This window comes from Lentzea alba, from assembly GCF_047445655.1.
Taxonomy (GTDB): domain Bacteria; phylum Actinomycetota; class Actinomycetes; order Mycobacteriales; family Pseudonocardiaceae; genus Lentzea; species Lentzea alba_A.
Map to the genome: position 1 here is coordinate 63829 of NZ_JAJAEG010000008.1, position 13525 is coordinate 77353.

The 13525-nt window shown below is 66.9% G+C and carries 12 protein-coding genes and 1 pseudogene; 7 read left to right on the forward strand and 6 right to left on the reverse strand.

Annotation, left to right across the window (positions count from 1 at the left end):
• Positions 1-37: 37 nt before the first annotated feature.
• Positions 38-1198: a hypothetical protein gene (locus LFM09_RS14760; RefSeq protein WP_414096993.1), complete on the reverse strand. Its 1161-nt coding sequence runs from the start codon at positions 1196-1198 to the stop codon at positions 38-40.
• Between the two features lie 69 nt (positions 1199-1267).
• Positions 1268-2419 (reverse strand): FAD-dependent oxidoreductase, encoded by a 1152-nt coding sequence (locus LFM09_RS14765; RefSeq protein ID WP_414096994.1) that lies wholly within the window; start codon positions 2417-2419, stop codon positions 1268-1270.
• 76 nt (positions 2420-2495) lie between these two features.
• On the opposite strand from LFM09_RS14765, the gene LFM09_RS14770 reads away from it, so the two are divergent.
• The 3 genes from LFM09_RS14770 (at position 2496) to LFM09_RS14780 (ending at position 5233) form a co-directional block, all read left to right on the forward strand.
• The gene (locus tag LFM09_RS14770) at positions 2496-3092 is read left to right on the forward strand and encodes a TetR/AcrR family transcriptional regulator (RefSeq protein WP_414096995.1); all 597 of its coding nucleotides are present in this window, start codon (positions 2496-2498) and stop codon (positions 3090-3092) included.
• 559 nt (positions 3093-3651) lie between these two features.
• Entirely contained in the window at positions 3652-3939 is a 288-nt protein-coding gene (locus LFM09_RS14775; RefSeq protein WP_414096996.1) for a hypothetical protein, read from the forward strand.
• 109 nt (positions 3940-4048) lie between these two features.
• The gene (locus tag LFM09_RS14780) at positions 4049-5233 is read left to right on the forward strand and encodes a hypothetical protein (protein ID WP_414096997.1); all 1185 of its coding nucleotides are present in this window, start codon (positions 4049-4051) and stop codon (positions 5231-5233) included.
• Here the strand turns inward: LFM09_RS14780 and LFM09_RS14785 are convergent.
• The 3 genes from LFM09_RS14785 to uvrA all read right to left on the reverse strand — a co-directional run bounded on the left by LFM09_RS14785 (position 5230) and on the right by uvrA (position 9063).
• Entirely contained in the window at positions 5230-5697 is a 468-nt protein-coding gene (locus LFM09_RS14785) for an SRPBCC family protein (protein WP_414096998.1), read from the reverse strand. The two genes, LFM09_RS14780 and LFM09_RS14785, sit on opposite strands and share 4 nt — an antisense overlap.
• 304 nt (positions 5698-6001) lie before the next feature.
• Positions 6002-6184: a hypothetical protein gene (locus LFM09_RS14790; RefSeq protein ID WP_414096999.1), complete on the reverse strand. Its 183-nt coding sequence runs from the start codon at positions 6182-6184 to the stop codon at positions 6002-6004.
• Positions 6184-9063, reverse strand: a complete 2880-nt coding sequence (gene uvrA, locus LFM09_RS14795) for an excinuclease ABC subunit UvrA (protein WP_414097000.1) — start codon at positions 9061-9063, stop codon at positions 6184-6186. The genes LFM09_RS14790 and uvrA overlap by 1 nt, the downstream gene beginning before the upstream one ends.
• A gap of 224 nt (positions 9064-9287) precedes the next feature.
• On the opposite strand from uvrA, the gene LFM09_RS14800 reads away from it, so the two are divergent.
• Positions 9288-10040 carry a maleylpyruvate isomerase family mycothiol-dependent enzyme gene (locus LFM09_RS14800; protein WP_414097002.1) on the forward strand — a complete coding sequence of 251 codons (753 nt, stop codon included), beginning with the start codon at positions 9288-9290 and terminating at the stop codon, positions 10038-10040.
• Positions 10041-10087: 47 nt separating this feature from the next.
• Here the strand turns inward: LFM09_RS14800 and LFM09_RS14805 are convergent.
• Positions 10088-11047, reverse strand: a pseudogene (locus LFM09_RS14805) (acyltransferase family protein); the annotation flags it as partial.
• A 138-nt stretch (positions 11048-11185) separates the two neighbouring features.
• Between LFM09_RS14805 and LFM09_RS14810 the strand changes: the two are divergent.
• The 3 genes from LFM09_RS14810 (at position 11186) to LFM09_RS14820 (ending at position 13424) form a co-directional block, all read left to right on the forward strand.
• Positions 11186-11863, forward strand: a complete 678-nt coding sequence (locus LFM09_RS14810) for an MBL fold metallo-hydrolase (protein WP_414097003.1) — start codon at positions 11186-11188, stop codon at positions 11861-11863.
• 138 nt (positions 11864-12001) lie between these two features.
• Positions 12002-12589 (forward strand): helix-turn-helix domain-containing protein, encoded by a 588-nt coding sequence (locus LFM09_RS14815; RefSeq protein ID WP_414097004.1) that lies wholly within the window; start codon positions 12002-12004, stop codon positions 12587-12589.
• 208 nt (positions 12590-12797) lie between these two features.
• Positions 12798-13424, forward strand: coding sequence for a DUF2637 domain-containing protein (locus LFM09_RS14820; protein ID WP_414097005.1), 627 nt, complete (start codon positions 12798-12800; stop codon positions 13422-13424).
• The last annotated feature ends 101 nt before the right edge of the window (positions 13425-13525 follow it).

Below are 13525 nucleotides of genomic sequence, written 5' to 3' on the forward strand. Positions count from 1 at the left end.
CCGGCGGGACACGTTCCCGCCGGGGCTTTTCTCTTTTCTACTGGCCGGCGCGACTTCCGTCGGCCTTGGTCGCCCACCACTTGCCGCCAACGCCCTGTCCGTTGGCATCACCGCAGACCTTGTCACCTGAGAAGAGGTACTGCGGCGATCCTGCGATGGTGAGCTGTTTCTTGCCGTCCCGCTCGATCGTCCCCACGAGCGCGGGATCCACGCCCTGAACCTGGAAACCCTCGCTGACGAAAGCGGGCGGCCACTGCACCGCGCACTCGCCGGAGCAGTTGCTCGTGGGCGGGTTCACGGAGTCGTTGTCGAACCGGTAGAGCGTCATGCCGTCGGCGTCGGTGGCGACGACGCCGAGGTCCTTCACGGTCGCGCTGGTGAGCCCGAGCGCCTTGTTCTGCTGGGCCTTCTTGCCGTCGGTGGCCGTGGCGAACCACTTCGGCACCGTGACACCCTTGGCCTCACCGGGCTTGGTGTCGTTCTTGAACGTGTACTGCGCCCAGTTCGCGACCGTGAGCTGCTTCTTGCCGTCCTTGCGGGTGATCGTGCCGAGCAGTTTCGGGTCCACGCCCTTCACGCGCGGCTGCTCGCCCTCCACGTACACCGGCGGCCACGACTCGGCGCAGCCACCGTCGCAAGTGGACTCACCGGGCTTGTCCCCGTCGAACCGGTAGAGCGTGAGACCCGCGTCGTTCGTCAGCACCGCGCCGAGTCCGGCGATGACACCGGTGCGCGCGGCCAGCCTGGTGCGTTCGCCGTTCTTGCCGGTGGCGAACCACTTTCCCTGCAGGCCCTGCCCCTTGGTCTCGCCGGGCTTGCCGTCCTTGGCGAACCGGTACTGCGGCATGCCGTCGACGGTGAGCTGACGGCTGCCGTCCTTGCGGACGATGCTGCCCACCAAGCTTTCGTCCACGCCGTTCACCGAGAAGTTCTCGTCGGTGACCGTTGCGGGAGGCCAGGTCGCGGCGCACTCACCGTCGCAAGTGGACTCGTTCGGCTTGTCGCCGTCGAACCGGTAAAGCGTGAAACCCTTGACGTCGGTGACCACCGGCCCCAGGTCGTCGATCTCCGCAACCTTCAGCGCCACAACGCTTTCCTGTTGCTGCTGCGCGACCGGCTTGCTCTCCGGCGTGCCGGCGCAGGCAGTCAGCGAGATCAACCCCAACGCGACGACCGCAACACCCTTGCGGATCATCATGAACCTCCTGGCTAGTGCCCTCCAACGTCCATCACACGTAGAGCGGGCCAGGTCGGTTCAAACTGATTTCTAGAACATCGCGCGCTTCAACGCGGGGACGGCGTTCGCGGTCCTCAGCACGGTCTTGAAGATCGTCCGCGCCACCGGGCCACCGTCCGCGAACTGCTTGGCCGCACGCAGCGAGTCACGCACCGCCGCGAACCCGTAGTCGTACATCTCGCGCTCGTACCGTGCGATGGCGTCACCACCCTCTGCGATGCACCGCGCCAGCAGCTGCGCGTCCTTGAGCGCGACGTTCGCACCGATCCCACGCATCGGCGTCATCGCGTGGATGGCGTCACCGAGCAGCGTGACGTTCGTGCTCTCCCACCGCTCGATCGGCTTCGACGACCTGATGCGCCACTGACTGACCGTGTCCGGGTGCGATTCCTCGACGATCCTGCGCAGGTCAGGACTCCACCCTGCGATCCGCCGCAGCACCTCCGCCTGCAGCCCGTTGCGCACGTCGAGGTCGTTGGCCGCATACGCCCACATCAGGTACGGACGCACGTTGTCGAACAACACGCCGTCGTCGTCCGTGTGCCCGAGCCCGTCGTGAGCCGCCAGGAACATCCCGCACCGGCTGGTCGGGACGATCGAGTTGGCCCTGTCGACCAGGCTCCGCGGGATCCAGTCGTGCTCGTCGAGGAAGAGCTTCCCCGCAACCGCGACAACCCCGACCTCCTCGGTGCCGGCGTGCGGCAGGTACTGGCCGCGCACACGGGACCGGATGCCGTCCGCACCGACGAGCACGTCGCACTCCGCGGTCGTGCCGTCCTCGAAGTGCAGGGTGATGGCGCCGTTCTGTTCGTACCGTTCGAACCGCTTACCGAACTGCACGTCCAACCCGTCCAGCAACACCTGCCTGAGCGTGATCCGGCTGGCGGAGTAGTGCTTCTCCTCCTCCGGATCGAGCACGAGCAGAGGCTTGAGTTGTTCCGTTAAGAAACCGAACCCGTTGCCGCCAGATCCCGCACTCCGCTCGAACCGCTCCCAGTTCGCCGCAGGCAAGCACTCTCTCAACGCAGCGGCACCATCCGGGTTGATGTGCACCCGATACCCCTGCAGGCGGTCCGTGCGCGAGCGATCGCGCTCGTACACCGCAACGTCCACGCCGGCCTTGCGCAACCCGTGCGCCAGGCACAGCCCGCCGATCCCTCCACCAACCACTGCGATTCTCATGCCACCGAGTTTCAACCGCACGGTTGATTAAGTCAACCCGTTGGTTGAAACTGACCCTGTCGGCTACCGTGTCCAGGTGGATCAACGCCGCTCTCCCACCGCCTCGGAACGCAAGCGCGACCCGGAACGCACGCGGGCCCGCATCATCGAGGCGGCCGCGGCGGAGTTCGGCGCCAAGGGCTACGCGGCCACGCGCACGACCGACATCGCCGCGCGCGCAGGCGTGAACAAGCAGCTGATCTCGTACTACTTCGGCGGCAAAGAGGGCCTGTACAAGGAGCTCGCCACGAGCTGGCACAGCTCAGCCGCCGAGATGGCGAGCCAGGAACAGCCGCTCGACCAGGTCCTGGCGAGCTTCGTGGCGACCACGCTCACCGATCACGGCCGCCTGTGGGCGTGGTCGAACCTGGCCGGCGACAGCCCGCCCACCGACGAGGCTTTTCTCCGCGCCCAGGTCGACCAGATGCGCGAGCGGCAGGCCGCGGGCGAGCTTCCTGCCGACCTGGACCCCGGGATGCTGTTGCTGGCGTTGATGGCCGCGGCCGCCGCGCCGTTGACGCTGCGGCAGACCGCGGGTCAGATCACCGGCGAGGACCCGGCCACGCCCGAGTTCGCCGCGAAGTACGCGGAGCAGTTGGCGTTGCTGGTGCGGCACCTGTCCGGCCGAACCTGACGCAGCGATCCAGAAAGCCCACGAGGAACTCGGAAAGCCGGAGCGCCGCAAGCGGTTGATCGTCCTGACGCTCGTCGCCGCCGGCAGTTCCGCGGTCGTGCGGTGGGTCGTCCCGATCTTCGCTTCCTGCGAGACGACGTTCCTGATCGACGCCACTGAACGCAATCTGACGAGCACGACTCTCGGTCGTTGCACAGCTTCGGCGGCGAGTGCGGTTCGGACGACAACACCCCGCAACTCTTCAGGTTCGGCACCGGCAACCAGCAGGAGAGCGCAGACACCGCCCGATCGGTACGGCGGGGCACGAGAGCGACACCGTTGACGCAGAAGTCCAAACAGATCAACCGAATCATCATCGTCACCACGCGGGGCAAAGACACCTGCGATCCGGTGACGAGTTCGTGCAGGCGCAGATCAGTTCCGGTTCATCGGCTACCAGGTCGGCGACGGCGAACGCCTGAAGGAGCTGACCACGGAGCTCAAGGCGCAGGAGCCGACCTTCACGAACTCCCCGGAGGAGCTCAAACGCGCGCTCGCCTGGCACACGACCATCGAGCCGGTGCTGAGGTCGTCGCAGTCGGTCGTGAACGTGTTGAACTCGACCGTCGACAAGCTGAACTGCGCGGCGGAGGCACTGCGGGGCGGCCGGTTCGACCTCGCCGACACCGCGCTGGCCGAAGCGAGGAACGCCGTCGTAGATGTCGAGATCAAGGATCTCGACGGCCGGACCAGCTCGCCCGAAGCGGTGCGGTTGCGCGACATGGCTTCGAGTCTGCGGGCGTTGCAGGCGTCGGTGATCGAGGCGGCCGGCGCGTTGTTCGACTCGGCTCGTTCGGGCGGAACCTGAAGGAGCCCCTTGCCGTCTACTCCAAGGCCGCCGACGCGTACAACGCGAAGGCGCGGGAGATGACGGAAGCGCTGACGACGCTGCGCGCGCAGGGCCCTGGGGGAACGCGATGAAACGCTGGTTGCTGGTGGCGGGCGCCGTCGTTGTGGTGCTGGGGCTGGTCGCCGGCGGGCTGTGGGTCGTGCTGCCACCGGATCACCGCACGACGTTCCTCGTCGACGCGTCCGAGTCGTCCGATTTCCGCGAGGCGGCGGACGCCGTTGGTGCGGCGGCGTCGAACATGCCGGCCGACGACTCGCTGGCGCTGCGCCGGTTCGGTGGTTCGTGCGACTCCGCGAACACCGCCGAACTGGTCTCGCCGGGCACCGGGCAGGCGGCCGCGATCGGTGATGCCGCTCGTTCGATCACGCCCAGTGGCAAGGCGACGTTGCTCAGCGGCATCCTCGCGGCGATCGACGACTTCGCGCGCACGTATCCGTTCCGCGGCGACAAGACGAACCGGATCGTGGTGGTCGCGCGGGGTGCGGCCGACGCGTGCGGCAAGAGCGCCGACGAGGTGCGCTCGATCATCAAGGAGCACACCTCACGTGCGGGCGTGAAGATCGACTTTCGGTTCGTCGGCCATCGGCTCACGCCGGAGCAGGTCAAGGTCCTGAGCGACGTCGCGGCCGCGGCCGAGGCGCAGAAACCGCGCCTCACCAAGACTTCCGACGAGCTCGTCACCACGATGAAGGAGGTCTCGATCCCGGCGGACCTGCAGGCCGGGGAGGTCAAGGTCCCACCGTGCGACACGGTCACGCCGGAGACCCTCACGGCGGTGCGCCCGCCGGAGCCCGGTGTGGTCTACGCCGACGTCAAATGCGCCCAGGACCGCTACGTGCTCGCGATGATGCGCTCGACGCAGATCGAGTCCAACGACGTCCCGACGCTGTTCGAGTTCAAGAACGACGCGTGGCAGTACCAGTGGGCGGACACGGAGGTGCCGTGCGGCGACGTGCCGAGGGACGTGTGGAAGGACCTGGGCGTCCGGTGCGTCGGCGAGCCGGTCGTCTGCCGTGAGGGCCAGCAGAAGGTGACCGATCTCGGCGGCTGGGTGGGTTGCGAGGCCGCGCTCGACATCGCGGACCGGTACCAGGCGGCGATCAAGGCCGGTCAGACCGAGGGGCAGGGCGCGTTCTGGTTCTCCGGCGACTGGGAGTGCGCCTGGATCTACCAGTCCGGACGGCCGCACTCGGAGTCTCCGCTGCAGTGCTCGCGCAAGTCCGACCAGTCGATCGTGCAGATCGGCGACTAGGCGTCCGGCGGGGTGGTCGTCCGGTCGGCGAGGACCTGCTTCAGGCCCTTGAGGCCGCCGCGCATCATCAGGTCGTGGTTGCCCCGGAAGAACGGCTTGGCGATCAGCACCAACCGCCGCAGCAGGGGCTTGTTGACCACGACCTCCTGGTCGAACACCAGGTCGGTGCCACCGTCGCGGCCGATGATCTCCCAGCTCGCGAAGCCTTCGAGATCACCGGACAACTGCGCGCGCAAGAGGCCGGCCTGCTGGTTCGCGATGCTGTGCCGGACGTTCACGACGATGTCGAACGGCAGGAACGAGCGGCACCTGATCACGCCGCTCTCATCGTCGATCTTGGTCGCCGACCGGACCTCGGTCCACCACAGCGGGTAGTTCGCGATGTCGGACAGCACGTCGTACACGGCTGCCGGGGGCGCGCAGACGTGCCACACGCTGCGGAACCGGTAGCGGTGAAGTGACACGGCCGCCATCATCCCGGATAGCTCGTTCAGGTGACAGGCCCTCGACAAAACTCACACCGGACCGGGAATTCCTAACGGCGTGTAATGCGGCTCTAGCGAAAATTGAGCGTCTCACTAGGCCGACCGAGTTGGGTAGTGCCGTGACCGACAGCCTCCGCCGCGTCTTCCGGCGCCCAGCAGGGCGCCTCGCGGCACAGGCCCCACGCCCACAGCCAACCAGGATGAGGACGCGGGGCCTGCACCGCGATACACCCGTCTGGACACCGAAATACGGGGCGAAGGCCGCCGGTCACGGCACTAGCGCCTACCGGTCGATGAGCCGAGGAAGCCGTTCGACGGTTCGCAACCAGCTTGCAGCCACGACGCGGCGGAGTGCCTGCTCCGACGAGTCGAGCGCCTCAACGAGGCTGAAGGGGTACGCCACGGGCTCGCCGCGCGACGCCTGAAGGGCGCGCTCGCGGTGGGCCAGCGCATCGAGTGGAATCATCACCCTGCCGCCGACACCTCCTCATTCTCGAGCACCTGCAGCAGGAACTGCCCCGTGTAGGACTTCTCGACCTCGGAGACCTGTTCGGGTGTGCCCTCTGCAACGACCATACCGCCGCCGGAGCCCCCTTCGGGACCCATGTCGACGATCCAGTCGGACGTCTTGATGACATCGAGGTTGTGCTCGATGACGATGACCGTGTTCCCCTTGTCCACCAAGCCGTTGATCACGCCCAGCAGCTTGCGGATGTCCTCGAAGTGCAGACCGGTCGTGGGCTCGTCGAGGATGTAGACCGTCTTGCCGGTCGACCGCTTCTGCAACTCCGACGCGAGCTTCACGCGCTGCGCCTCACCACCGGACAGCGTCGGCGCCGGCTGGCCCAGCCGCACGTAGCCGAGGCCGACGTCGACCAGCGTGCGCAGGTGGCGGTGGATGGCGTTGATCGGCTCGAAGAACGTGGCCGCCTCCTCGATCGGCATGTCGAGGACCTCGGAGATCGTCTTGCCCTTGTAGTGCACTTCCAGGGTCTCGCGGTTGTACCGCGCGCCCTTGCACACCTCACAGGGGACGTAGACGTCCGGGAGGAAGTTCATCTCGATCTTGATCGTGCCGTCGCCCGCGCACGCCTCGCAGCGGCCGCCCTTGACGTTGAACGAGAACCGGCCCGGCTGGTAGCCGCGGACCTTCGCCTCGGTCGTCGCCGCGAACAGCTTGCGGACGTGGTCGAACACGCCGGTGTAGGTGGCCGGGTTCGACCGCGGGGTGCGGCCGATCGGCGACTGGTCGACCCGCACCAGCTTGTCGACCTCGTTCAGACCGTTGATCCGGGTGTGCCTGCCGGGCACCTGGCGCGCGCCGTTGAGCTTGTTCGCGAGCACCGTGGCGAGGATGTCGTTGACCAGCGTCGACTTGCCGGAGCCGGACACACCCGTGACCGAGGTCAGCGTGCCGAGCGGGAACGACACGTCGATGCCGCGCAGGTTGTGCTCGCGCGCGCCGACGACCGTGAGCTGGCGCTTCTTGTCGATCTTGCGGCGCTTGGAGGGCATCGGGATCGACTTGCGGCCCGACAGGTACGCGCCGGTGATCGAGTCCTTGTTCGTGAGCAGCTTCTTGTACGGGCCGCTGTGCACGACCTTGCCGCCGTGCTCGCCTGCACCGGGCCCGATGTCGACGACCCAGTCCGACGCGCGGATGGTGTCCTCGTCGTGTTCGACGACGATCAGCGTGTTCCCGAGGTTCCGCAGCCGGGTCAGCGTCTCGATCAACCTGTGGTTGTCGCGCTGGTGCAGGCCGATCGACGGCTCGTCCAGCACGTACAGCACGCCCACCAGTCCGGAACCGATCTGCGTGGCGAGCCGGATGCGCTGCGCCTCACCGCCGGACAGCGTGCCGGACGCGCGGTCGAGCGACAGGTAGTCGAGGCCCACGTCCAGCAGGAAGTGCAGGCGGGCCTGGATCTCCTTGAGCACCGCGCCCGCGATCATCGACTCGCGCTTGCCGAGCTTCAGGCCGTCGAGGAACTCCGAGCACTCCGCGACGCTCATCGCGCAGACCTCGGCGATCGACCTGTCGCCCTTCTTGCCGTGGTGCAGCGTGACAGCGAGGATCTCGGGCTTCAGACGGGTGCCGGAACACGCGGGGCACGGGACCTCGCGCATGTAGCCCTCGTACTTCTCCCGCATGTAGTCGGACTCGGTCTGCTCCTGACGCCGTTCGAGGAACGGGATCACGCCCTCGTAGTTGGCGTAGTAGGAGCGCTCACGGCCGTAGCGGTTCTTGTACCGGACGTGCACCTGCTCGTCGATGCCGTGCAGGATCGCCTTCTGCGCCTTGGCCGGCAGGAGCCGCCACTGCTGGTCCATCCGGAAACCGATGGTCTCGCCGAGCGACTGCAACAGCCTGATGAAGTACTCGGCGGTCTGGCCGCCGGCCCACGGCGCGATGGCACCGTCTTCGAGGCTCAGCTCGTCGTCCGGGACCACGAGCTCCGGGTCGACCTCCTTGCGCACACCGATGCCCGTGCAGACCGTGCACGCGCCGTACGGCGAGTTGAAGGAGAACGACCGCGGCTCCAGGTCCTCGATCGCGAGCGGGTGCCCGTTGGGACAGGCCAGGTTCTCGGAGAAACCCCTGATCCGCTTCGGATCGGTCTCCGGAAGATCCACGAACTCCAGTTCGACCAGGCCGTCCGCCAGCCGGAGCGCGGTCTCGACCGAGTCGGTGAGGCGCTGCTTGGACGACGCCTTGACGCTGAGACGGTCGATGACGACCGCGATGTGGTGCTTCTCCTGCTTCTTGAGCTTGGGCACCTCGGCGAGCGCGTAGACGACACCGTCGACCTTCGCGCGCGAGTAGCCCTGCGACTGCAGGTTCTGGAACAGGTCGAGGTACTCGCCCTTGCGGCCGCGGATGACCGGCGCGAGCACCTGGAACTTGGTGCCCTGCTCCATCGCGAGCACCTGGTCGACGATCTCCTGCGGCGTCTGCTTGCCGATCGCCTCACCGCACTGCGGGCAGTGCGGCTTGCCGGCGCGCGCGTAGAGCAGGCGCAGGTAGTCGTAGACCTCGGTGATGGTGCCGACGGTCGACCGCGGGTTGCGCGACGTCGACTTCTGGTCGATCGACACCGCGGGCGAGAGGCCCTCGATGAAGTCGACGTCGGGCTTGTCCATCTGCCCGAGGAACTGGCGCGCGTAAGCCGAGAGCGACTCGACGTAGCGCCGCTGGCCCTCGGCGAAGATCGTGTCGAACGCGAGGCTCGACTTGCCGGAGCCGGACAGCCCCGTGAAGACGATGAGGCTGTCCCGCGGCAGATCGAGATCCACGCCGCGCAGGTTGTGCTCGCGGGCGCCGCGAACGACAAGACGGTCTGCCACTGGGGTCCCTTCGGCTGCGATTGGCGGGTCACTCACGCCACACTCTTCCGAACAAGCGTTCGAAGACTACTAGCATCGATGTGGAGGCTGCGACCGACCCGCCGACCATGCTAGGTCCCACCCCTGACAAAAACGGTTCGGGCCGCTGTCGCATTCCCCTGAGCTGGGTTTACTCATAGGCTGGTCACTTCGATCAGAGCCTCAACGTCGGGGAGAGGCAGCACATGACCTACACGCCGTCCACGCAGCACACGTCCGTACCCGCGCCGCGCGGTGTGCCCGACCGGCACATCAACGCGGTGCGGCAGGCGACCGACGTGCTGTACGAGGTCGTCGAGGAGCTGGACCAGGCCGCGGTGCGCGGTCCGAGCCTGCTGCCCGGATGGACCCGCGGACACGTCATCACCCACCTCGCGCGCAACGCGGACGCGCTGGTGAACCTGCTCACCTGGGCGCGCACCGGGGTCGAGCACCAGGCTTACGCGTCGCGCGCGGACCGCGACGCCGACATCGAGGAAGGCTCCCGCCGGATCCTGCAGGTGATCAAGGCCGATCTGGACTCCGCGTGCGTCCGGTTCGAGAACGCCTGCCGCGAGATGCCCGCGCACTCCTGGCGTTCGGAGGTCACGGCACCCAAGGGCGCCGCGATCCCGGCCTCGCAGGTGCCGCTGTTCCGGCTGCGCGAGGTCTGGATCCACCTCATCGACCTGAACGCCGGCATCGGCTTCGACGACCTGCCGACCGACTTCGTGGAGGAGTTCCTCGACGACGCCGTCGAACAGTTCGAGGGCCGCGTCGACCCGTTCACCATCGAGGTGACGCTGCCCGACGGCACTCAACGCAACTGGGTCGTCAACGGCGCGCCGAGCCGCAGCTCCGTGAGCGGGTCCGCGAGCGCCGTCCTGGGCTGGCTGACCGGCAGGACCGACGGCGGCGGCCTGCGCGGTGACCTGCCCGAACTGCCCGAGTGGATCTGAGTGAGCATCCGGTACGCGGGCCGTTCGACGAACTTCGTCAGCACCCAGCCGAGCACCAGCGCCGAGGTGACGTAGCCGGCCAGCAGCCACCAGGACCGCAGCCCGAAGAAGTGCATGCGGTCCATCACCACGGTGCCGATCGCCTGGTGCACCAGGTAGATGCCGTAGGAGATGCCGGCGAGCCACGTGATGGGCCGCCGGATCGGCTTGAAGAACACCCAATCGGGTCCGCCGGCCGCCACGCACACGAGGAGTAGAAAAACTCCGAACCCGAACGTGGCTCCGTACTCCTCCGTGTGAATTGCTTGCGCCACAAGGGTGGCGGTCAGCACCGCGACGAGATGTGCCGCACCCAGCCGATGTTTCGACCACAGCCAGATGGCAATTCCTGCCGCGAAGAGTTGCGCACGGTGGACCGAAGTCGCGTTGTAGGCCAGGTCCAGCGTGTGCGAGTAGTCGATCAGTTCCCGCAGCACCAACGGCGTCACGATGAGCACCCACGGAAAGGCCAGCAACGCCCTGCCGCGCACGTACCGCACCAGCACCGCACCCGCGATGAACGCGCTGACCTGCACCGGAATCGTCCAGTACGCGAAGTCGACGATGTGGGCGTCCTCGAACCACGGTCTGATCAGCAGCAGGTTGTAGAGGAGATCACGGCCGTCGAGATGGCTCCACCCGGCCGGCGCGACCCAGCGCTGCACGGCGAACGAGAGCAGGACGGCCACGAAGTAGACCGGCAGCAGCCGCGCGAGTCTTCTCCACAGGAACTGGCCGGGCCGGCCGTGGCTCAGGGTGGCGCAGGCGAAGAACGCCGACAACACCATCAACGTGCTGGCACCCATGGACATGTCGAAGGTGAAGGGCATCGGCATGAGGTACGGGTGGTCGACGAGGCTCGTGACCGTGCCGTGGTGGAACAACACACAGCCGATCGCGACGACCCGGAGCACGTCCCAGCTGACCTTGCGGACCGTCCTGGGCTTTTGTCGTTGAGCTGGAATCACGAGAAGCGGGGACCTGTTCGTTGGTGCTTTCGGAGTACTCAGAGGGCGGGGGATGATCCTTACTTACCCTATGAGTGAGACCTGTATGCAACCTGAAGGTGTGCGTCTCGCCGCATCGAGCGACTACCGTCTGCCACCGTGGACGTACTCGAGAACTACACCGGTCACGTCGATCCAGACGGCCCCGCGGCCCGTCGCACCCTGGACGCGCTGACCATCACGAAGATCTCCGTCGGACCGATGGACAACAACGCCTACCTGCTCGTTTGCCGGTCCACGAACGAGGCGTTGCTCATCGACGCGGCCAACGACTACGAGCGCCTGTCCGACCTTTTCGGCCACATCCCCTCACGGCCGCGGCTGCGCACGATCGTGACAACGCACCAGCACGCCGATCACTGGCAGGCACTCGGTGCACTGGCCGGCGCCCACGGTTCGAACACCGTCGCGCACGAGCTGGACGCCTCCGTCCTCCCCGTCCCACCGGACGTCCTCGTGGACCACGGCGACACCATCAACGTGGGAGAAGTCCCGCTCTCGATCATCCACCTGCGCGGCCACACACCGGGCTCCATCGCCGTGCTCTACGACGACCCGAACGGCCACCCGCACCTCTTCACCGGAGATTCACTCTTTCCGGGTGGTCCTGGGCGGACAACAAGTCCAGACAACTTCGCCAGCCTGATGGCCGACCTGGAAGAGCGCGTCTTCGGCAAACTGCCGGACGAAACGTGGTTCTACCCAGGTCACGGCGACGACTCGACCCTAGGTGTCGAGCGTCCGAAGCTCGCCGAATGGCGCGAGCGAGGCTGGTGATCTTGGCCGAACGGGGCCGCCTACCGACGTAGGCGGTCCCGTTCGCTGTTCCAGCAGCGGGACGGGACCTCGATCGGACAGTGGAGGTCCGACCGTGCGCACATCCTGCCGCATGACCCTCATCACGGTGGTGACGCCGTGAGCATCGAAGCGATCGCGTGGGCGCTCAACAGCGCCCCGATCCCAACCAACCGCAAGGACTCAAGCTCACTCGCAGTAGTCCTCATCGGCCTCGCCAACCATGCTGACCCTTTCGGGCGAAATTCGTTCCCGTCGGTCGCGACGCTCACCCGCTACACCCGCCTGTCCGAGCGAACCGTGCGCACGACTCTTGATCGTCTTCACGCGTTGCGCCTGATCAAGCCTTCGGATCCGGACATCCTGGCCGCGCACATCAAGCGCGCCGACCGCCGTCCTCAGGGCTGGGACCTCGCGATGTGTGACGAGGTGCACGTCTTGCACCTCGCTGAGCAGGACGGGGTGCAATCAACGCGCCACGAGGTGCAAACAACGACGCGACGGGGTGCGAGCACTGCACCCGATCCTTCCCTTAACCGTCCGAGGAACCTTCCCGCGCCGAGCGCGCCCGGTGGGCGCTCGGCGGTCTGCGGCGAGTGCGACGCCCGCGACTCCGATCCGGTGTCGGCTCGGGTCATCTGGCTCAACGAGGACCGAACGCGGTCGTCTCTTTGCCCTCGCTGCCACCCTGCGGTGATGTCGCGATGAGCCGCGTTCACCTGTCCTACTCCGAGCCAGTCTCACGGATCCATCCGCGCGGCTGGACGTCACCGGCGCGCTGCTACGAGTCCCGCGCTGCGGCGGAGAAACTGCGCGACGCGACCAACTTCCTGTCCGGCCCGGACGCAGCTCGACGCCGCACCTGGAACTTCACCCCATGCACATGCTCCGAGCCTCGACAGGATCGGTGGCTGTCGTGAACGAACCCACGATCTGGATCAAGCGAACGTGCGTCGTCGCCGTCGCTGCGGTCGCAGCGGTGGCCGCCGTCGTCTCGTTCGATCACATGCGGGCGCTCGCTTCTGATGCCGGTGAAGGTTGGAAGGCCTGGATCCTGCCGATCTCGGTCGACGGCATGCTCGTCTCGGCGTCCCTGGTGATGCTCACCCGCAAGCGGGCCGGCCAACCAGTCGGCACGCTCGCTTGGATCGGCCTCGTCCTCGGGCTGCTGGTGTCGCTCGCCGCGAACGTCGCGGCCGCCGAACCAACGCTGATCGGCCGCCTCGTGGCAGCCTGGCCACCGGTCGCACTCGGCCTGTCGTATGAACTCCTGCTGACCTTGATCCGCGAGACGACGACCGTTCATGAACCCGCTGACCAGCGGGTCGTCGAGGCTGCCCCGATCGTTCATGAACACCGGGCTCGTCTCCCTGAAGTTCCGCCCAAGCGCCCGCGAAAGCTGCTGCAGGACTACGTCAACGAGGCCCGTGAACACCTGAGGCCGGACGTGAACGTCACCCCTGCTTGGGTTCGCGAAGTCACTAGCTGCTCGCACGGCCTCTCTTCGAAGATCGCCGCAACTCTTAAGACAGGGATGCAGTGATGACTTCGATGCCGCTCCATGAGAAGCAGGCGCCGAGGAGTCACCATCCAGCGTCCGCAGTTGCGCTGGCATAAGTTCGCGTGATCATGGAATACAGATTA

Bases quoted from the DNA above. Each gene is read 5' to 3' on its own strand.
- LFM09_RS14790 (WP_414096999.1), bottom strand. From the start codon at position 6,184: ATGATTCCACTCGATGCGCTGGCCCACCGCGAGCGCGCCCTTCAGGCG.
- LFM09_RS14800 (WP_414097002.1), top strand. From the start codon at position 9,288: ATGACCTACACGCCGTCCACGCAGCACACGTCCGTACCCGCGCCGCGC.
- LFM09_RS14760 (WP_414096993.1), bottom strand. From the start codon at position 1,198: ATGATGATCCGCAAGGGTGTTGCGGTCGTCGCGTTGGGGTTGATCTCG.
- LFM09_RS14765 (WP_414096994.1), bottom strand. From the start codon at position 2,419: ATGAGAATCGCAGTGGTTGGTGGAGGGATCGGCGGGCTGTGCCTGGCG.
- LFM09_RS14780 (WP_414096997.1), top strand. From the start codon at position 4,049: ATGAAACGCTGGTTGCTGGTGGCGGGCGCCGTCGTTGTGGTGCTGGGG.